We start from the raw sequence: 18,566 nt of genomic DNA on the forward strand, positions 1-18,566 counted from the left end.
GTCGTCGGTCCTCGTCACCGCAGCCGTCGGTCCCCCGTGAGCAGCAGTCGCAGCCAGTGGTGGCCGTATCCGCCGACGTCCAGGGTGAGCCGCCCCTCCTGACCGATGGTGTGCCGCTCGCCGCTGAAGAGGTCGAGCACCTCGGTGCCGTCCTCGACCTCGGCAACGTGGACGGTCAGCGTGGTGGCCGCGGGTGCGAGGTTGTGCACCAGCACGGAGGAGGAGGTGCCGCCGCCGAAGGGGTTCCAGGTGCAGCGATGCACGAGCACCGCGGGGGCGTCCGACGCGAGGACCTCGTAGTCGCCCATCCCGACCTCGGGGCATTCCCGGTAGCGGCGGGCGAGCTGCCCGATGAAGGACAGCAGCGAGTCCGGGTCGGAGCGCTGATCCTCGGCGTTGACGTGCTCTGCCCCGTAGGGTCCCCCGGTCACAGGGGCGACGAGAGCGGACGGCTTCGCGACGGAGAAGCCGCCGTTCTTGCCCGCCGTCCACTGCATCGGGGAGCGCACCGAGAGTCGACCGGGGATGTCGAGGTTCTCGCCCATGCCGATCTCCTCGCCGTAGAACAGCACCGGCGTGCCGGGCAGGGCGAACAGCAGCGAGTAGACCATCGTGAGCCGCCGAGGATCGCCGTCGAGCATCGGAGGCAGCCGTCGCCGCAGCCCGCGACCGTACAGCTGCATCTCCTCCTCGGGCCCGAAGGCGTCGAAGACCTCCTGGCGCTCGTCCTCGCTGAGCTTGTCGAGCGTGAGCTCGTCGTGGTTGCGCACGAAGGTCGCGAACTGCCGGGTGGGCTTCAGCGACGGCCGACGGTTCAGTGTGCGCGCCATCTCGGTGGCATCATGCCGAGCCAGCGACAGGTACATCCGCTGCATCAGCTCGAAGTCGAACATCATGGTCAGCTCATCGGCGTCGTCGCCCCCGAAGAACGCCATCTGCTCCTCGTAGGGCAGGTTCACCTCGCCGAGCAGGATCGCATCGCCGCGTCGGCGGCCGATGAAAGCGGAGAGGCTGCGCAGGTACTCGTGGGGGTCGGAGTAGTCGGCGGAGGCGTCCGGCACGATGCCGCGGCTCTCGATGAAGTACGGCACCGCGTCCACCCGGAAGCCGTCCAGGCCAAGCTGCAGCCAGAACCCGATGATCTTCGCGACCTCCTGCTGCACCGCCGGATTGGTGATGTTGAGGTCCGGCTGCTCGGAGTAGAAGTTGTGCAGGTAGTACTGGCCGGCCTTCTCGTCGTAGGTCCACAGCGAGTCCTCTGCGTCGGGGAAGACCACCTGGTCGGAGGTGTCCTCGGGCGGCTCGTCCCGCCACACGTAGTAGTCGCGGTACGGGCTGTCGCGGGACGAGCGAGCCGCTGTGAACCACGGATGCTGGTGGGAGGTGTGGTTGACGACCAGGTCCATGATCACGCGCATCCCGCGGTCCTTCGCCGTGCGGAGCAGCTCCACCAGGTCGCCGTGGTCGCCCAGACGGGGATCCACGCCGTAGTAGTCGATGATGTCGTAGCCGTCGTCACGGCCCTTGGTGGGGTTCAGCGGCATCAGCCACAGACAGGTCACCCCGAGTCCGGCCAGGTAGTCCAGACGCTGCGAGAGGCCGTCGATGTCGCCGACGCCGTCGTCGTTGCCGTCGAAGAACTTCTCGATGTCCAGGCAGTACACGACGGCGGACTTCCACCATTGGTCCGAGGTCTCGGTCTTCAGCACGGGGTCTCCTCACGGGGACGGGAACGGGGCCGGGGTGCGGGGCCCTCACTGCGGGCGGTCGGTCACCGCAGCTGGGGCAGGACCTTCTCGCCGAAGGCCTCCAGGAACGGTCGCTGCTGCTGGCCGACGTGGTGCAGGTACACCTCGTCGAAGCCGAGGGACGCCAAGTCGTGGATCTGCTCGGTGAGCTCGCCGAGGTCGGAGGAGACCAGCACCGCCTCGCGCAGCTGCTCGGAGCCGACTCCGTGCTCGCTGACCGCGTCGTAGGTCGCCACGCGAAGGTCGGTGGAGGCGGGGGAGGGGAAGATGTTGGAGCGCCACTGGTCGTGCGCCACAGCGAACGCCTCCTGTTCGGTCGGGGCCCAGGCCAGGTGGACCTGGAGGATGCGGTGCGGCGCGCCACCGGCATCCGCCCAGCGGTCGAGCATCTCGCGCAGCAGGGACGGATCCTGGTTGATGGTCGCGAGCCCGTCGGCCCAGCGCGCCCCGCGCATCGCGGTGGCCACACTGATCGCCGGCGCGATCAGCGGCGGCCGCGGCTCGGCGAGCTCCCAGACGGTCGCCTCCTCGACCGTGACCAGGCCGTCGTGGGAGACCGTCTCGCCGGCGAGCAGACGACGGATCACCTCGACACTCTCCTCGAGGCGCTGCTGTCGGACGTCCTTGCGGGGCCACCCCTGCCCGGTCACGTGCTCATTGGCGAACTGGCCGGTGCCCAGCGCGGTCCAGAAGCGTCCCGGGAACATCTGCCCGAGGGTGGCGATCGCCTGGGCGACGATCGCGGGGTGGTAGCGCTGCCCGGGGGCGGTGACGGTGCCGAAGGTCAGCTCGGTGGTGGCGAGCGCCGCGCCCAGCCAGGGCCAAGCCATCCCGGCATGCCCCTGCCTCTGCGACCACGGCTCGAGATGGTCCGAGCACATGGCCGCCTGGAATCCGACCTGCTCGGCCAGCTGGACGTCCGCGAGCAGCTGGCGCGGGGAGATCTGCTCGTGGGAGGCATGGAAGCCGTAGACAGTCATGTCGTCGTTCCTAGCAGAGCGCGGCACCGTTCGGAAGTGGTCCGACCGAGAGGCCGGGGAGCCGGGACTCAGCCCGCCGCGGCCTCCAGACGCGCGATGTCGAGCTTGACCTGGGTCATCAGCTCGGCGGTCACCGCCTCGGCGTGGGGCCCGGTGAGCAGGGCGGTGAGCTGCTGCGGCACGATCTGCCAGGACAGCCCGAACCGGTCGACGCACCACCCGCATTGCGACTCGCGCCCGCCGCCGCGACGAGCGCCTCCCACAGCCGGTCGATCTCCGCCTGCGAGTCGACGGTGACCACGATCGAGACCGCTTCGGAGAGGGGGAACTGCGGCCCGCCGTTGAGCAGCATGTACGGGACACCCATGAGTTCGATCTCCACGGTCAGCGCCTGACCGGTCATATCGGGACCGTCCGGTGGTCCGCCGCCCGCCTCGTAGACGCTGCGGCCCAGGAGCTTCGAGCCGGGCAGCAGGGAGACGTAGAACTCGGCGGCCTCGTCGATGTCGCCATCGAACCAGAGACAGGTGCTCACTGTGGTCATGGCGGCATCATCCTCCCTGACCTCGTGGCTACGGAACGGTCAGCACGAAAGATCTGGGAAGGTCGCCTCCTGGTTGACGGTGACGGTGATGTGTGGCATCAGTCCTGAGCGGGATGAGCAGGAGCGGTCACTCAGACCGCGGTGACCAGCCCAGCAGCGGACCGAGCCGCGTTGCGATATCGGTGAGGATCTGCACGTAGTCCTCGTGCTCGAAGCTGAAAGGGAGGGCGAAGGCGACCTCGTCCACCTCGCGGAATCCGGCGTGAGCCCAGAGCTGCTCGGCGATCTCCTGGCTGGTGCCCAGGAGATCCGGGGCGAACATCATGCCGCGGGGTCCCTGCGGGCTGTGGGTGCGAGGCAGTCGCTCCTGGACATAGTCCCGGTACTTCTCCCGCTGCTCCGGGCTCGCCGAGTCCGTGGGGATGACGACCAGGCCCTGGGAGACGCGGGCAGCGGCATTCGGGGCATGTGCCGTGGCGGCCTCCCTGAACGCCCGGATCTGAGCGGCCTGGACGGCGGCGAAGTCCGGATCCTGCCCCTGGTCGGGGAAGATGACGCTGCTGCTGAGCAGGTTCAGCCCATGCTTCCCGGCCCAGGCCGCTGAGCTCATGCTGCCGGCCCCGTACCAGAGCCGGTCTCGCAGCCCGGGGGAGTACGGCTCGACCCGGGAGGAGTACTCCTCGACCACGCCCTGCTTGCCGGAGAGGTCCCGCACCGGCTCACCGGCGAGGAAGCCGGCGAGCTGCTCCACCCGGGCCTTGCTGAAGTCCTCGAGCTCTGCGGTGTGCGGGTAGAGAGCATGCTTGAGGGTCTCGTACTGCATCGGGGTGCCCACGCTGACCCCTGGATTGATCCGGCCCCCGGAGAGCACGTCCACCGTGGCGAGATCCTCGGCCAGCCGCAGCGGGTTCTCCCAGCCCAGCGGGGTCACCGCGGTGCCCAGCTCGATCCGTCGGGTGCGCTGACTGGCCGCGGCCATCACGGCCACGGGGGAGGAGATCCCGAACTGCAGGTGGCGGTGGCGCAGCCAGGCGCTGTCGAACCCCAGCTCCTCACCGAGCTCGATGATCCGCAACGTCGACTCGTGCCCGGCGGCGGGGTCCTCCGGATCGAACAGCCCGATGGTGAGGAAGCCGAGGCGCTGCAGAGACTGGGAACGATCGGGCATCGGGCACCTGTTTCGAGAGGGGAGAACGGGGTGTGGCCAGAGTCCGCATCGTATCGAGCGCGGTCTGGGTCTGGGTCTGGGTCTGGGCCTGCCCGCCCGGTAGCCGGTACGGTCGAGGGCGACCACCATCAGGAGGTGCAGATGCTGAACTGGCTGTTCCGCGCACGACGGATTCGGGGCGATGTCCGTGCCGCCCAGCGAGGGCCGGAAGCGATGGGGGAGCGTGCGGGCCGACGCGCCGCGCACCGCCTGCTCTCACGCCTGCTGCGCTAGCGCCCTCGTCCGGGCGCCGCAGCCGACCGACGGGGAGTGACCTGGTCCCCGTCGGCCGGGCGACGATCAGGCGCCGACGGACACCGTGGAATGGACGGGCACCGGGGAATCGACGGACTCTGTGGAGTCGACGGATGCCGTGGAGTCGACGGGCACCGCGGAAGCGAAGCTCGCTTCCGGGGACTGGCCGCTCACCGTGCCGATCGCCCACTGGAACCCCGGCTCGGTGCCGTTGACCTCCCACGCGCCGATCTCTTTGGCCTTGTACACCCACGGATTATGGGAGGCGACGGTGCGAGCGTTGCGCCAGTGGCGATCCAGCGCCGCAGTCTCGCGCACGGCGGATGCTCCCAGGGCGTCGAACAGTCGGGTCGCCGCCTCCGGCACCAGTCGCGAGGTGACGACCTGGGCACGGGCCGAGGCGATCTCCGCCTCGACCACGGCGGCGCGCGCCTGTTCTCCTCCGTGCAGCGCGGCGTCGTGCGCCGCCTGCACGGCGTCGGCCACCTGAGCGGTGAGGGCGCTCGCGGTATGCGCGACGGCCGAGATCTCCCCGACCACCTGGAGGATCTGCGGATCCTCCCGGACCCGATCGGCGTTGCCGTGACTGTAGGTGCGGGTGCGGGCGGCTACTGCCGCGACCGCATCCGTCTCGATGGCAGAGGCGATCCCCGCCTGCACGGCGAGCAGCACCAGCTGGTAGACGGCCGTCTGGTAGTCGAAGCGATCGGCGAAGGGGATCACATCGCGGGCCTCGAGGCGGGCGTGGTCATAGATGATCGTGCCGGTGCCGGTGAGCTTCTGGCCGAAGCCGTCCCAGTCATCGCTGATGCGCACCCCGGGCTGGGCGAGCGGGACCACGGCGATGTGCTGGCCGCCGTCCGCCGCTTCGACCAGGGTGTCGGAGTAGTCGGCGTAGATCGAGCCGGTCGTGTAGAACTTCTGCCCGGTCACCCCAGCGTGCTCGCCGTCGACAGTGAGCCGAGTGCCGAAGGAGCCACGTTCCACCGAGCCGATCTCCGACCACGCATTGCCGATCACCGCGCCGTCGGCGATCTTCGCGAGCCACCGATCGCGGAACTCGGTGTGCGGAGTGACCAGCAGATCCTCGACGAAGGCGATGTGTCCGCGCCAGATCTGCGGGAGGTTGGAGTCCGCGGCGGCCAGGTCGACCAGCAGCGCGGTCAGCTGCGGGATCGTCGCGCCGAGGCCCCCGGCGTCCACGGGGAGCCGCACGCGCCCGAGACCGGCGTCGGCGAGGGCGCGCACCTCGGCCACCGGCAGGGTCCGGTCCCGTTCCCGGTCCAGGGTGCCGGCGGCGATGGACGTCAGCACGGGGGAGAAGCGGTCACGGAGCTCAGCGATCGTGGTCATAGCGGGCCTTTCGTGGACTCTTACGGTGGGTGATGGCCGACTGTAGGAGCCGCAGAGCGTGGAGGCCAGAGAGCTGTCGCATGCCGTCATGTGGTGACTTCCGGGGTGACGCCCGGGGATGCATCGCAGACGAAGCCGCCCGGTTCTTCGCAGAGCTCTTGGACGGTCTGAGCCCGCGGCGTGACAATATGGTCACGGCGCCGTCGCGTCGAGGCGCCCTCGTCAGTCCCGCAGGGATCTGCCGTCGGGGCCGCCCCAGGTGTCCAGCACCTCGAGCACCCGGCCGACGAGCTCTCCGAGCGAGCTCGTCTCGTGCAGGGCGGGGGACTGCGGATGAGGGATGCCGAGGACCCAACCGGCGCTCGACTCCCCGTCCGTCTTCGCGACGACGATGCCTGCCCCGTGGGGCAGCGGGATGCGCAGCAGGGGCCGCTCCTCATCGAGCATGAGCCGGCCGTCCAACTCGGGACGGGCTCTGACGAGAGCATCGTGGATCCGTTCACGCTCGAGCCAGTCGCCGAAGGCAGCTGCCATGTCGTGGGTGAAAAGCATGCAGGTCCTTCCACAGGGGCGAGTGATCGCGGTGGCCGGGAGCGGCCGTCGCGGGGGAGCTGCCTGCCGATGCTGCGCAGGAGCACGCCCCCATCATGCGCCAAAAGTCGGACATTTCGGATAAGTGTCCACGTGATGCCATGGCGTGAGGTGGCTCTCGTCGGTCGCGAGCGGTCAGCCCCGCAGGCGGGGCTCCGTCCCGTCGGGAGTCGGAATCGGCAGGGCCAGCAGATCGAGCGTCAGCGCCACCACGTCGTCGGCGGAGTCGAGCTCGTGGAGCACCGGTGCTGAAGCGTCCGAGATCCCCACGACCCACGAGGTCGGCTCTGCCTCATGCATCCTTGCCATGACCACCACCGCTCCGCTCTTGCGAGGGATCCGCAGCAGCGGCCGCTGGGCGTCGAGCATCAGGGTGCCGGCGAGCTCGGGCCGAGCGGCGATGAGGGCGCGCCGGATCCGGTCGCGCTTGATCCAGTCGCCGAAGGCGACGGCCAGGTCAGGGGTGAAGCGCATGAGGGGTCCTTCCGCAGAGGCGAGCTCGCGACTGGACCGGGTGGGTCGGCGCGAGGGAGGTGCGTCGTCCCTCCAGCAGTCCGACACCTGTCCACAATGCAGCCGATGGCTGACAAGTGAACTACCGCAGGGCGAGCAGAAGGGTCATCACCCGGAGCTCCACGCGGCAGCGGCGGCGAGTGCTGCTCGCCGCAGTGGGAGAATGTGCGGATGACCGCCACTCTCGTCGCCCACGGCCTTGCCGGCGGGTACGGCCACCGTGTCCTGTTCGAGGATCTCGACCTCACCGTCGCGCCCGGGGACGTGATCGGCGTGGTGGGTGCCAACGGTGCTGGCAAGTCCACCTTGCTGCGCCTGCTCGCCGGGGTCAATGCCCCGCACGCCGGTGCCCTCTCCCTCTCGCCGTCGGACGCCTTCGTGGGTTGGCTGCCGCAGGAGCACGAACGCCGTGACGGCGAGACCGTCGCCGGCTACATCGCCCGCCGCACCGGCTGCGCGCAGGCCACCGCGGAGATGGACGCGGCGGCCACCGCCCTCGGGCAGGAGTCGCCGCGCGGCGGCCCCGACCCGGCTGATGTGTACGCCACCGCCCTGGAGCGCTGGCTCGCCAGCGGCGCCGCAGATCTGGAGGAGCGGATCCCCGCGGTGCTCGCGGATCTCGGGCTGCCCTACGAGGCCCAGGGCGTGCAGCACACCGAGATGACCTCACTCTCCGGCGGTCAGGCCGCCCGGGTGGGACTGGCCGCGCTGCTGCTGAGCCGCTTCGACCTGGTGCTGCTGGACGAACCCACCAACGACCTCGACCTCGATGGGCTCCAGCGGCTCGAGACCTTCGTGCACGGACTGCGCGGGGGAGTGGTGCTGGTCAGCCACGACCGCGAGTTCCTCGCTCGCTGTGTCACCGAGGTGCTCGAGCTCGACCTCGCCCAGAACTCCCACCGCCTCTACGGCGGCGGCTACGACGCCTACCTCGAGGAGCGGGCCACGGTGCGCCGTCATGCCCGCGAGCAGTACGAGGATTTCGCCGCGACGAAGTCAGATCTCGTCTCCCGAGCCCGCACCCAGCGCGAATGGTCCAGCCAGGGCGTGCGCAACGCGATGAAGAAGTCCCCGGACAATGACAAGCTCCGCCGCCGCGCACAGTCCGAGTCGAGCGAGAAGCAGGCCCGCAAGGTGCGCCAGATGGAGAGCCGGATCGCGCGCCTGGACGAGGTGGAGGAACCCCGCAAGGAATGGCAGCTGCAGTTCACGATTGGTGCCGCACCGCGTTCGAGCAGCGTGGTCGCCACCCTCACCGGCGCGGTGGTGAGGCAGGGCGACTTCACCCTCGGACCGATCTCGACCCAGGTCGCCGCCGGGGAGCGGATCGGGATCACGGGGCCCAACGGAGCGGGCAAGTCGACGCTGCTGCGGGCGCTGCTGGGCAGGCGCGCGGTGGACGAGGGGTCGTCGTCGCTCGGCGCGAGCGTGCGGATCGGCGAGATCGACCAGGCCCGCTCGCTGTTCATGGGGTCTATCCCGCTCGCTGACGCCGTCGAGGCCCAGCTGCCGGAGCAGTCCCCGGCTGAGGTGCGCACCCTGCTGGCGAAGTTCGGGCTCCGCGCCGACCACGTGGGCCGTGCCGCCGCTGAGCTGTCACCGGGGGAGCGCACCCGTGCCGCCCTCGCCCTGCTGCAGGCCCGCGGCGTGAACCTGCTGGTGCTCGATGAGCCCACCAACCATCTCGACCTCCCCGCGATCGAGCAGCTCGAGCAGGCGCTGGAGTCCTATGAGGGCACCCTGCTGCTGGTCACCCATGACCGGCGCATGCTCGAGACAGTGCGCACCGACCGCCGTTGGCACGTCGAGAGCGGGACGCTCGCCGAGCTGTGAGATCGCCGTCTCCTGTCCCGGGCAGCGGATTCGCTGATTACAGTAGGCGCTCGAATGCCTGCGGCGTGCGACGCGCAGCGGTCGGAAAACAGCCGGCGACTGCACGCGATGACTCCGTCTCGCGGCCCGCCGTACTGGAACCGTCCCGCCTTCCCCACCCGAACGGAGTCACGACGTGACGAACCTGGACGAGCCCACCGCCCCGAGGGAGAAGGGCGAGCGCGGCGGATCCCCAGGGCGCCCACCCGGCAACCCGCTGGCGAGCTTCGACTACTCCCGCCCCCAGTACCCCCATGACATTCACCCGGCCCTGGTGCCGGGGATCGGCATCGACGAGCAGCGCCGTCGCTACAGCATCGACAAGATCGTGTTCGGCGTCGCCGGCGTCCTCGCCGTCGCCTTCGTGATCTGGGGGATCGTCAGCCCCACCAGCGTCGGCGACGTCGCGAACGTCGCCTATGCCTGGGTCATGACCCACCTCGGCTGGCTCTTCAACGCCGTCGCCACGGTGGTGCTGGTGACCCTGCTGATCCTGGCCTTCTCCCGGTACGGGAAGATCCCGCTGGGCAAGGACGGGGAGACCCCGGAGTTCTCCACCTTCTCGTGGGTGGCGATGCTGTTCGCCGCCGGCCTCGGCATCGGCGTGATGTTCTGGGGACCCTCGGAACCGCTGACATACTTCCTCACCCCGCCGCCGCTGACGAACGAGCCCGAATCGGTCGAGGCGCTGCACACGGCTCTCGCACAGACCTATTACCACTGGGGCTTCCACGCCTGGGCGATGTACGCCCTGGTGGGCGGGGCAGTGGCGTACGCGGCCTATCGGCGTGGACGCACCCTGCTGATGTCCTCGATCTTCGAGCGCCTGTTCGGCAAGAAGCACTCCGAGGGCTGGGCGGGGCAGCTGGTGGACATCTTCGCGATCATCGCGACGCTGTTCGGTACCGCCGCCGCGCTCGGCATCGCTGTGCTGCAGATCGGCGAGGGCTTCGTGATCGTCTCGGGTGCCTCGGAACTGACCAACACCATGATGATCGTGATCATCGCGGTGCTCTCGGTCGGCTTCGTTCTCTCGGCGGTCTCCGGCGTCTCCCGCGGCATCCGCTACCTCTCGAACACCAACATCGTGCTCACGATCGGCTTCGCCGCAGCGCTGTTCATCCTGGGTCCGACCCTGTTCCTGCTGAACCTGCTGCCCTCGGCCGTGATGGAGTACCTCGGCTCGCTGCTCGAGTTCATGGGGCGCTCGGCCTCATGGGGCCAGGACACCCTCGACTTCCAGTCCGCCTGGACCGTGTACTACTGGGCCTGGTGGATCTCGTGGTCGCCCTTCGTGGGCGTCTTCATCGCGCGCATCTCCCGCGGCCGCACCATCCGCCAGTTCGTGCTCGGCGTCATCCTCATCCCCTCCTCCTTGCTGTTCCTGGCCTACGGGATCATGGGCGGCACCGCGATCTCGATGTACCGCGACGGCTCGCTAGGCCAGATGGACTCGGTGAACCCGGCCCAGGTGCTGTTCACGATGGTGGAGAACCTGCCGTTCGCGGAGTTCCTGCCGATCCTGATCATGTTCATCCTGGCGATCTTCTTCATCACCGCAGCGGACTCCGCCTCCGTGGTGATGGGCATCCTCACCACCAAGGGCAGCCAGAGCCCGCCGAAGCCGGTCGTGGTCTTCTGGGGAGTGGTGATGGGCGGCATCGCGGTGGTGATGCTGCTGCTGGGCGGTGAGACCGCGCTGCAGGGGCTGCAGTCGCTGGTGATCATCACCGCCGTGCCCTTCGCCGTGGTGATGCTCCTGATCATCGTGGCCTGGCTGCGGGAGCTGCGCAGCGACCCCCTCACCCTGCGCCAGCAGTACGCCGCGGCGGCGATCGACAACGCCGTCGTGGACGGCGTGGACAAGTTCGACGACGACTTCAGCCTGCAGGTGGTCCGCACCGAACCGGGTGAGGGCGCCGGCGCCGTGGTCGACTCCACCGACGGGGAGTTCACCGAGTGGTACCAGCGCACTGACGAGAACGGCGAGCCTGTCGGCTACGACTTCGACACCGGGGAATGGGCCGACGGCTGGATCCCTGAGACGGGGGAGAGCAAGGTCGTCTCCGTCGACGATGCGGATCCTGCTGACCAGGCGGACGCACTTGAGGATCCGAGCGGCACGGGGTCAGACCCCGAACCTGTCCGCTGACCGTCCAGGGGTGTCAGGCGGCAGGGTCCTCGTGCGCCAGCTCCTTGAAGCGGCTGCGATGGAAGACCACTGCCTCGGCTTCGGGGGTGCTGTCGATGGAGAGCACCTCGAGCAGCACCAGGTCGTGGTCCCCGGCCCGCATCTGGTCGTGCACCTGCACGGTCATCCAGGCGGGGGCGTGCTGCAGGGTGAGTGCGCCGTGGGGATCCACCGTCACGTCGATGCCGTCGAAGCGGCGCCCCCGATCGGTCGCCGAGAGCTGGCGCGCGAACGGCGCCTGAGCACGGCCCAGCACCGTGACCCCGAGATGCCCCTGTTCGTGCAGGGCCGGCCAGGTTTTCGAGCTGTGCTGCACTGCGAGGGACACCAGCGGCGGATCCAGGGAGACGCCGACGGTGAAGGTCGAGGCGATCAGCCCGTGTCGGACTCCGCCGATCTCGGCGGCCACCAGGACCAGACCCTGCGGGAAATGGGAGAACGCCTCACGGAGCGCGATGTCGGACAGCATGGCTTTCACTGTAGGCCTCCCACCGCCTCCGAGTCAGGGGAGGAGTTTCATCTCGGACGTGCGGCGTCACGCAGCGTCATATGCGTCGTGTACCTGACACCCCGCAGGGAATGCACCGCCCCCGCGACGCGTTGCCCCCTCATGCGTGCAATGACCTACTCCGAATACGGCGACCCCTCCACTCTCGAGCTCACCGACGCCCCGTTGCCCACTCTCGGCCCGGGCAACGTGCTGATCCGGGTGGAGCGCGCTTCCGTCAACCCGGTCGACTGGAAGGTGATGAGCGGCGGCCTGGACTCCCTGATCGACGCGGTCTTCCCCGTGATCCCCGGCTGGGATGTGGCCGGAGTGGTCGAGGCCGTCGGCCCCGACGCCCCCGAATTCACGCCCGGTGACCGCGTCGCCTCCTACGGCCGCAAGGACGTCATCCACGGCGGCACCTTCGCGGAGTACGTCGCGCTGCCGGCCACCTCGGTCGCCGCGATCCCGGACGGCGTGCAGTTCGAGGCCGCCGCGGGTCTGCCGCTGACCGGGCTGACGGCGCTGCGCAGCCTCGACACCCTGGAGCTGACGGCGGAGGACACCCTGCTCATCCATGCCGCTTCCGGCGGTGTCGGCTATCTCGCCGCGCAGCTCGCCCGTGAGCGCGGCGCAACCGTGATCGGCACCGCCTCCGCGCGCAACCACGAGAAGCTGCAGGCCATCGGCGTCACGCCCGTCACCTACGGGGAGGGCCTGGTCGAGCGAGTGCGCGAGATCGCTCCCGGCGGCGTGAGCACGGTCGCGGACTTCGTGGGCGGGGTGCGCGAGGAGACCCTCGCGGTCCTGGCCGACGGCGGCCGGCACGTCTCGATCGCGGATCCCTCGGTCGAGGAGGCCGGCGGGCGCTGGGTCTGGGTGCGGCCCGACGGCGCACGGCTGCGCAGCCTGCTCGAGAAGGTCGCGGCCGGCGCGCTCCACGTCGAGATCGCCCGCACCTTTCCGCTCGCCGAGGCGGGGAAGGCCTTCGAAGCGAGCATGGAGGGTTCGGAATCCGGCAAGCTCCTCATCGACGCGACCCGCTGAGTCTCGCAGGCGAAGGACGGCCCTGCACTGCGCGGTGCAGCGCCGTCCTCGTCTCCGGCCCCGGAGCGAGCAGGCGGGGACCACCTGTGCTGCCGGTGGGGGCTCATCCCTCGGGTTCGGCCTCGCCCATCGCGCTGATCTGGAAGGTCGCGCCTTCGGGATCAGCGATCGTGGCGATGGTCCCGAAGGGGGAAGGCGTCGGTCCGTCCAGCACTGTTCCGCCGAGCTCCTTCACCCGGGCGATCGCGGTATCGCTCGAGCCCACGCCCAGGTAGACGCGCCACCCGGTGGCGTCCTCGGGCATCATGCCGGTCGCGTCGCACAGCCCCCAGCTCACGCTCTCGCCGGGACCGTTGGTGGCGTAGCGGAAGTCCGGCCCGGACATCTCCTCCGCCATCGGCACCAGCTGGGCGTCGAACACCTCGGTGTAGAACGCGGCGGCCTCGTCGTACTTGTGCGTCATCAGCTCGAACCACACCGGTGAGCCGGGCGTGCCCGTGAACTCGTAGCCCTCGAGGTTCCCGGCCTGCCACAGGCCGATGGGCGCGCCGGTGGCGTCGAGGACGACCGACATCCGCCCCGAGTCGCTGATCGCATCGGGCGGGACCATGACCGTGCCGCCGGCCGCCGTCGCCTTCGCGGTGCGGGCATCGGCGTCGTCGACGGCGAGGTAGACGCCCCATTCTGGCGGCAGCGGATCACCGGCCGGGCAGGTCATGCCCGAGACGTTCATCAGCCCGCCCACCAGGGCGCCGCCGTTGCGGATCAGGTGGTAGTGGTTGAAGCTCTCGCCGAGGTCCTCGAACTCCCAGCCGAACAGGCCTCCGTAGAAGGCCTTCGCCGCGTCGGTGTCGGTGATGCTGAGATCGAGCCAGGTGCTGGTGCCGGTGCTGCGAGTCATCATTCCTCCTGGGGTGCGGTGGACCCGTGGGCCCTGGTGCCCCCAACCTAGAGGGGGCGGGTCGCGCAGGTTTGTCCGATCCTGCGCACCTGGACGGTGACCTGGCGTGTGCGGCCAGGTGTGTGCGGCTCGTGCCGGGATGCTCGAGGGCGAGGGCGGCCCCGCGCCACCCGGGTCTCAGCGACGGCAGAGGCTCGGCAGGGCCGAGAGCAGAGGCGGCCGCAACGCTGACCCTCCCGCGGCGAACTCGAGCGTCACCTCGCCCGGCGCCATGAGCGGTGCAGGGTGCACCGCCACCACTGGCTGCTCGGGCACCAGCATGTCCAGCGGGTCGGCGTGTGCGGGCACCAGGAATCCGAGGAGGAACGGGGCCCCCTCGCACAGCGGCAGATCCACGTGAGGGACTCCGGAGACGAGGGCACCCGAGAGGGGCAGCCCGATCGGCGCTGGCTGCGGGTACCAGCCCACCCACACCGACGCGTCGCCGCGCGTCTGCGCCGTCACGGGCAGCGACAGGTGCACGCGGACCGCCTGAGGATGCGGGCGCAGCAGCGCGAAGGGGCGCGGCGGCCGGTCGCTGATCCGGTCGGCGAGTCGGCGCAGCTGCCCCGGCGCGACCCCGACGGTGCTGCGGAAGCGACGGCTGAAGCTCGAGAGCGAGTCGAAGCCGACGGCACCGGCCACGTCGATCACCGCATCGTTCCCGGTCAGCAGCATTCGCTTCGCCGCATCGATCCGCAGTGCCGTGAGGTACTGGCCGGGACCGATACCCACCCGGGCGCTGAAGATCCGAGAGAAATGGAAGCGGCTGTACCCGGCGTACGCCGCCAGGTCGGCGACGTCCAGGGTGGCGGCGTTCTCGTGCGCGAGGCGCAGCACGGAGGCGAACCTGTCCTCCGCGACAGCGGGCGTGAGCGTGGTCACAGTTCAGAGTGTACGGTCCTGGCCGGACGTTCCAGAAGGGTCTCGCGGGGCACAGGGCCGTGGGTGGCGGCGTCCTCGGCAGACTCTGCGCAGCTCAGTGCTCGTCCGTGACCTCGTGGGTCGGCCGGGAGCCGCGCAGGAAGCACGAACCGATCAGGCCCACTGCGGCGATCCCGCCGGCCACGATGAACGCCACGTTCACCCCGTGGATGGCACCGGCCACACCGTACTCCTCCGGGTCCCGTGCGGTGGCCGTCATCACCGTCACCAGCACCCCGGTGCCGATGGAAGCCGCGACCTGTCGCATGGTGTTGTTCACGGCGGCCCCGTGGGGGATCAGCCGCTGCGGGAGCTGGTTCAGCGCGGCGGTGGTCACCGGCATGATCACCATCGCGGTGCCGAACATCCGCACGGCATTGACGATCGCGATGTAGGTGAAGGTCGTGTCCACGGTCAGCCGGGCCAGCAGGAAGCTGGTCACCGTCAGCACCGCGAAGCCGGTGATCGCGAGCGCGGAGGCACCGAAGCGGTCGAAGAACCGCCCGGTCACCGGCGACATGATGCCCATGATCACCGCTCCGGGCAGCAGCACCATCCCGGATTCCATCGCGGTGAAGTCACTCATGTTCTGCATGTACAGCGGGATCATCAGCATCCCGCCGATCATCGCCATGAATACCAGCATCCCCAGCACGGTGCCGAGCGTGAACATGCGGTTGCTCAGCACCCGCAGGTCGAGCAGGGGCTCCGTCAGCCGCAGCTGACGGTGCACGAACCACACCAGGGTCAGGGCGCCGACGATCAGGGGGATGAGCACCTGCAGGCTCAGCCAGCCGACGTTGCCCGCATTGCTGAAGCCGAACAGCAGTCCGCCGAAGGCGAAGGAGGACAGGATCAGCGAGAGCACGTCCAGGCGTGGATTCGTCTGCTCGGTGACGTTCTTCAGGGTGAAGCGCGCGAAGAGGAGGGTTCCGAGCGCGATCGGCAGCATCATCACGAACAGCCACCGCCAGGACCAGTGGTCCACGATGAAGCCGGAGAGGGTGGGGCCGATCGCGGGGGCGAAGGAGATCACCAGTCCGAAGGTGCCCATGGCGGTGCCGCGCTTGTGGATCGGGAAGATCGCGAACAGGATCGTCTGCATCAGCGGCATGATCATCCCGCCGCTGGCCGCTTGGACGATCCGGCCCAGCAGCAGCACCGGGTATTCCGGGGCGGCGGCGCAGATGATCGTCCCCAGGGTGAAGATGACCATCGCGGCGAAGAACATCGTGCGAGTGGTGAACTTCTGGATCAGGAACGCCGTTGCCGGGATCATGATCCCGTTGACCAGCATGAACAGCGTGGTGACCCATTGAGCGGTGTTCGCGGTGATGCCGAAGTCGACCATGAACGCCGGCAGGGCCGTGTTCAGGAGGGTCTGATTGAGGATGATGACGAAGGCTCCCGCGAGCAGGACCGCCATCACGAGGTTCGGGTTCACCGCCGGTGCGGAGCCCTTTTCGCCGTCGGTCCCCTCGTTGTGCTGCCCCATGCTCGGAACGTCTCCTGTCGTGATCCCCATCGGGCTGCTTTCCCGCTCGTCGGGCGGCATTCGTCGCCGCGCTCGACACTAGGGGTGAAGTTGCACTGGGTGCAAGGTCTCTGGGCTGGGATGAGCGTCTCTGTTGTCAGAGGTCACGGTTCCCGTCGCACAATGGTCTTGTGTCCACTTCCGCCACGACGTCCCCGAGCCTCCCAGTGCGCGCCGAGCGGGCGCTCGCCGGGCTCGCTCCGGGCTATTTCGCGCTGGTGATGGGCACCGGGATCGTCTCGATCGGCCTGCGGATGGTGGGGGCGGACGCAGCGGCACTGGGGCTGCTGGTCCTCGCCGCCCTGGCCGGCATCGTGCTGGCGGTGCTGTACGTGCTGCGCTGGACCCGTCACCGGGCACGGATGCGTGCGGACGCGAAGAACCCCGAGATCGCCTTCGGCTACTTCACCATCGTCGCCGCGGCCTGCGTCGTGGCCGTCGGGCTGCAGCAGGTGGGGTTCGGCACGGCCTCCGTAGTGCTGCTCGGGGTGGCCGCCGCGATATGGATCGTGCTGGGGTACGTGCTGCCCTGGCAGGTGCTGATGGCCCGGGACGGAGAGCCGATCCTCGCCCGCACCAACGGCAGCTGGTTCATCTGGTCGGTCGCCTCGCATTCACTCGCCGTCGGCCTGTCCGGGCTGGAGCCGGCGACCCCTGCCTATGCGAACCTGCTGGGCCTGCTCACGGTGCTGGCCTGGTCGGTGGGAACGATCTTGTACGTCGGGATCGCGGTGCTGGTGATCCTGCGGATCGTGCACTTCGGGATCACCCCTCGACAGTTCGAGCCCACCTACTGGGTGGCGATGGGCGCGCTCGCGATCTCTGTGGTCGCCGGGGCCGGGATCTACGCCATGGAGCCTGTGCCGATGGTCGATGCCGCCCGCGGGCTGATCGGTGGAACCGTCGTGATCTTCTGGTGCTTCGCCCTGTGGCAGTACCCGCTGCTGGCCGGCGCCGGCTTCTGGCGCCATGCGATCCATCGGGTGCCGCTGCGCTACGTCCCGTCCCTGTGGTCGATCGTGTTCCCCCTGGGAATGTTCGCCGTCGCCTCGCTGCGGCTCGGCCGGGTGGAGCACCTGCCGCTGGTCGAGGGGGTGGGGATCGCGGGGCTGGTGCTCGCGGTGCTCGCGTGGATCGCGGTCGCGGCGGGGCTGATGATGACGCTGCTGCGAGGCCTGCGCGGCCCGAGGGGTTGACGCCGCGAGACCCGTCTGCTGCGGACCATGGACGGTTGCGCCCGTGAGTGCTTGGGTGGAGGGGAACGAGCCTCGGTGGACGCCGGGACCGGACTCTAGGAGCGATCGCGATGAGCGATGCGAGCACCAGCAGCAATCCCCAGGACAGAGGCACCCGCGGGGCCCGCGGGACCCGCGGGACCAGCAGGACCAGCGGAGCGTCGGCACCCGGCGAGGGAGCGGGAGAGCTCCTGGTGGACTTCATCCTCTCCCTCGACGGCTGCGCCGCCGGCGAGGGCTGGCCGGGTTGGTGGGGGCTCGAGAGCCCGGAGTATCTCGCCTGGCTCGGTGAGCAGCCGGACTCGGTGACTCTGATGGGCGCCACCACCTACCGATTGATGGCGAGGATGGCGGAGCAGGCGCAGCGGATCGACGTCTCCGAAGAGGAGAAAGCTAGCTTCGCCCAGATGGCGCAGCTGCCGAAGATCGTCTTCTCCTCCACCCTCGAGGAGCCTCTGGCCTGGCCGAACACCACCTTGATCAGCACCGATGCGGTCGAAGCGGTCAGGGAGCTCAAGCGCACCGCGACCTCACCGCTGACCACGACAGGCAGTATCCGCCTCAGCCACTCGCTGCTGAAGGCGGGGCTTATGGACCGTTTCCGCATCATCCTGTTCCCGGTGATCACCGGGCGCACCGGGCTCGAGCGGATCTGGGAGCAGTTCGAGGACTTCTCCCTCGAACTCGTCACCGCCCGCACCTTCGACGGCGGCCTCCAGCTGCTCGAATACGTGCCGACCTATCTGCCGGAGCCTCCCGGCACGGCGTGGGATCGCACCGGGGAGGCCGAGTGATGAGTACGTCGTCGAGGGAGCCCACCGGCCTGCCGCCCGTGGTCGACATGGCGTCCTGGCAGTCCACCCGGGACGAGCTGCTGGTGCGGGAGAAGGCGCACACCCGCGAGGGGGACGCGATCGCTGCGGCGAGGCGCCGGCTGCCGATGGTGGAGGTCGACGGGAGCACCCTGGTGACCGGCCCGGTCGGCCCCGTGCCCTTCCTCTCCCTCTTCGAAGGCCGCGACCGGCTCGTGGTCTACCAGCACATGTGGCACGACGGAGCCCCGCACCAGGGGCAGTGCGAGGGCTGCACCACTACTGCATGGCACCTCCATGACGCGACCTATCTCAACGCCCACGGCGTCTCGC

At 69.4% G+C, this 18,566-nt stretch carries 18 protein-coding genes; 7 read left to right on the top strand and 11 right to left on the bottom strand.

Going from position 1 to position 18,566, the window contains the following annotated elements; all coding sequences use genetic code 11:
* Positions 1–14 precede the first annotated feature (14 nt).
* From ACT3SQ_RS14650 to ACT3SQ_RS14665, 4 genes are all read right to left on the bottom strand, one after another.
* A complete protein-coding gene (locus ACT3SQ_RS14650) occupies positions 15–1,709 on the bottom strand; it encodes an alpha-amylase family protein (RefSeq protein WP_441445708.1) in 1,695 nt (564 codons plus the stop codon).
* Between the two features lie 62 nt (positions 1,710–1,771).
* Positions 1,772–2,728: a TIGR03885 family FMN-dependent LLM class oxidoreductase gene (locus tag ACT3SQ_RS14655; RefSeq protein WP_441445709.1), complete on the bottom strand. Its 957-nt coding sequence runs from the start codon at positions 2,726–2,728 to the stop codon at positions 1,772–1,774.
* A gap of 130 nt (positions 2,729–2,858) precedes the next feature.
* Entirely contained in the window at positions 2,859–3,272 is a 414-nt protein-coding gene (locus tag ACT3SQ_RS14660) for a VOC family protein (RefSeq protein ID WP_441445710.1), read from the bottom strand.
* A gap of 127 nt (positions 3,273–3,399) precedes the next feature.
* Entirely contained in the window at positions 3,400–4,440 is a 1,041-nt protein-coding gene (locus ACT3SQ_RS14665) for an LLM class flavin-dependent oxidoreductase (RefSeq protein ID WP_441445711.1), read from the bottom strand.
* 135 nt (positions 4,441–4,575) lie between these two features.
* Here ACT3SQ_RS14665 and ACT3SQ_RS14670 point away from each other — a divergent pair, with 135 nt between their 5' ends.
* A complete protein-coding gene (locus ACT3SQ_RS14670; RefSeq protein ID WP_441445712.1) occupies positions 4,576–4,713 on the top strand; it encodes a hypothetical protein in 138 nt (45 codons plus the stop codon).
* A 66-nt stretch (positions 4,714–4,779) separates the two neighbouring features.
* Here the strand turns inward: ACT3SQ_RS14670 and ACT3SQ_RS14675 are convergent, their stop codons facing one another.
* The 3 genes from ACT3SQ_RS14675 to ACT3SQ_RS14685 all read right to left on the bottom strand — a co-directional run bounded on the left by ACT3SQ_RS14675 (position 4,780) and on the right by ACT3SQ_RS14685 (position 7,152).
* Positions 4,780–6,087, bottom strand: coding sequence for an acyl-CoA dehydrogenase family protein (locus ACT3SQ_RS14675; protein ID WP_441445713.1), 1,308 nt, complete (start codon positions 6,085–6,087; stop codon positions 4,780–4,782).
* Between the two features lie 222 nt (positions 6,088–6,309).
* Positions 6,310–6,639 (bottom strand): hypothetical protein, encoded by a 330-nt coding sequence (locus ACT3SQ_RS14680; protein ID WP_442331893.1) that lies wholly within the window; start codon positions 6,637–6,639, stop codon positions 6,310–6,312.
* Between the two features lie 174 nt (positions 6,640–6,813).
* Positions 6,814–7,152 carry a hypothetical protein gene (locus ACT3SQ_RS14685; protein ID WP_441446327.1) on the bottom strand — a complete coding sequence of 113 codons (339 nt, stop codon included), beginning with the start codon at positions 7,150–7,152 and terminating at the stop codon, positions 6,814–6,816.
* Positions 7,153–7,362: 210 nt separating this feature from the next.
* Between ACT3SQ_RS14685 and ACT3SQ_RS14690 the strand changes: the two genes are divergently transcribed.
* Both ACT3SQ_RS14690 and ACT3SQ_RS14695 read left to right on the top strand, forming a co-directional pair.
* Positions 7,363–9,024: an ABC-F family ATP-binding cassette domain-containing protein gene (locus ACT3SQ_RS14690; RefSeq protein WP_441446328.1), complete on the top strand. Its 1,662-nt coding sequence runs from the start codon at positions 7,363–7,365 to the stop codon at positions 9,022–9,024.
* Positions 9,025–9,208: 184 nt separating this feature from the next.
* Positions 9,209–11,215: a BCCT family transporter gene (locus tag ACT3SQ_RS14695; protein ID WP_442331898.1), complete on the top strand. Its 2,007-nt coding sequence runs from the start codon at positions 9,209–9,211 to the stop codon at positions 11,213–11,215.
* Between the two features lie 13 nt (positions 11,216–11,228).
* Here the strand turns inward: ACT3SQ_RS14695 and ACT3SQ_RS14700 are convergent, their stop codons facing one another.
* On the bottom strand, positions 11,229–11,723 hold the full coding sequence (locus ACT3SQ_RS14700; protein WP_441445894.1) for a flavin reductase family protein: 495 nt from the start codon (positions 11,721–11,723) through the stop codon (positions 11,229–11,231).
* A gap of 150 nt (positions 11,724–11,873) precedes the next feature.
* Here ACT3SQ_RS14700 and ACT3SQ_RS14705 point away from each other — a divergent pair, with 150 nt between their 5' ends.
* On the top strand, positions 11,874–12,788 hold the full coding sequence (locus ACT3SQ_RS14705; RefSeq protein ID WP_441445895.1) for an NADP-dependent oxidoreductase: 915 nt from the start codon (positions 11,874–11,876) through the stop codon (positions 12,786–12,788).
* Positions 12,789–12,891: 103 nt separating this feature from the next.
* Here the strand turns inward: ACT3SQ_RS14705 and ACT3SQ_RS14710 are convergent, their stop codons facing one another.
* The 3 genes from ACT3SQ_RS14710 to ACT3SQ_RS14720 form a co-directional block, all read right to left on the bottom strand.
* Positions 12,892–13,689, bottom strand: coding sequence for a VOC family protein (locus ACT3SQ_RS14710; protein WP_441445896.1), 798 nt, complete (start codon positions 13,687–13,689; stop codon positions 12,892–12,894).
* A 177-nt stretch (positions 13,690–13,866) separates the two neighbouring features.
* On the bottom strand, positions 13,867–14,613 hold the full coding sequence (locus ACT3SQ_RS14715) for a helix-turn-helix transcriptional regulator (protein WP_441445897.1): 747 nt from the start codon (positions 14,611–14,613) through the stop codon (positions 13,867–13,869).
* A 94-nt stretch (positions 14,614–14,707) separates the two neighbouring features.
* Complete coding sequence (locus ACT3SQ_RS14720) at positions 14,708–16,147, bottom strand: MDR family MFS transporter (RefSeq protein WP_442331890.1); 1,440 nt, start codon at positions 16,145–16,147, stop codon at positions 14,708–14,710.
* A 170-nt stretch (positions 16,148–16,317) separates the two neighbouring features.
* Here ACT3SQ_RS14720 and ACT3SQ_RS14725 point away from each other — a divergent pair, with 170 nt between their 5' ends.
* From ACT3SQ_RS14725 to ACT3SQ_RS14735, 3 genes are all read left to right on the top strand, one after another.
* Positions 16,318–17,382, top strand: coding sequence for a tellurite resistance/C4-dicarboxylate transporter family protein (locus tag ACT3SQ_RS14725; RefSeq protein WP_444601269.1), 1,065 nt, complete (start codon positions 16,318–16,320; stop codon positions 17,380–17,382).
* Positions 17,383–17,492: 110 nt separating this feature from the next.
* Positions 17,493–18,215 carry a dihydrofolate reductase family protein gene (locus ACT3SQ_RS14730; RefSeq protein WP_444601270.1) on the top strand — a complete coding sequence of 241 codons (723 nt, stop codon included), beginning with the start codon at positions 17,493–17,495 and terminating at the stop codon, positions 18,213–18,215.
* A partial coding sequence (locus tag ACT3SQ_RS14735; RefSeq protein WP_444601271.1) for a DUF899 family protein occupies positions 18,215–18,566 on the top strand: 352 nt, incomplete at its 3' end. The genes ACT3SQ_RS14730 and ACT3SQ_RS14735, both read left to right, overlap by 1 nt.

The sequence above is a fragment of the Brachybacterium sp. AOP42-C2-15 genome (assembly GCF_052377065.1).
Classification (GTDB): Bacteria; Actinomycetota; Actinomycetes; order Actinomycetales; family Dermabacteraceae; genus Brachybacterium.

Bases quoted from the DNA above. Each gene is read 5' to 3' on its own strand.
- ACT3SQ_RS14655 (WP_441445709.1), bottom strand. From the start codon at position 2,728: ATGACTGTCTACGGCTTCCATGCCTCCCACGAGCAGATCTCCCCGCGC.
- ACT3SQ_RS14660 (WP_441445710.1), bottom strand. From the start codon at position 3,272: ATGACCACAGTGAGCACCTGTCTCTGGTTCGATGGCGACATCGACGAG.
- ACT3SQ_RS14665 (WP_441445711.1), bottom strand. From the start codon at position 4,440: ATGCCCGATCGTTCCCAGTCTCTGCAGCGCCTCGGCTTCCTCACCATC.
- ACT3SQ_RS14675 (WP_441445713.1), bottom strand. From the start codon at position 6,087: ATGACCACGATCGCTGAGCTCCGTGACCGCTTCTCCCCCGTGCTGACG.
- ACT3SQ_RS14680 (WP_442331893.1), bottom strand. From the start codon at position 6,639: ATGCTTTTCACCCACGACATGGCAGCTGCCTTCGGCGACTGGCTCGAG.
- ACT3SQ_RS14685 (WP_441446327.1), bottom strand. From the start codon at position 7,152: ATGCGCTTCACCCCTGACCTGGCCGTCGCCTTCGGCGACTGGATCAAG.
- ACT3SQ_RS14690 (WP_441446328.1), top strand. From the start codon at position 7,363: ATGACCGCCACTCTCGTCGCCCACGGCCTTGCCGGCGGGTACGGCCAC.
- ACT3SQ_RS14700 (WP_441445894.1), bottom strand. From the start codon at position 11,723: ATGCTGTCCGACATCGCGCTCCGTGAGGCGTTCTCCCATTTCCCGCAG.
- ACT3SQ_RS14705 (WP_441445895.1), top strand. From the start codon at position 11,874: ATGACCTACTCCGAATACGGCGACCCCTCCACTCTCGAGCTCACCGAC.
- ACT3SQ_RS14710 (WP_441445896.1), bottom strand. From the start codon at position 13,689: ATGACTCGCAGCACCGGCACCAGCACCTGGCTCGATCTCAGCATCACC.
- ACT3SQ_RS14720 (WP_442331890.1), bottom strand. From the start codon at position 16,147: ATGGGGCAGCACAACGAGGGGACCGACGGCGAAAAGGGCTCCGCACCG.
- ACT3SQ_RS14730 (WP_444601270.1), top strand. From the start codon at position 17,493: ATGAGCGATGCGAGCACCAGCAGCAATCCCCAGGACAGAGGCACCCGC.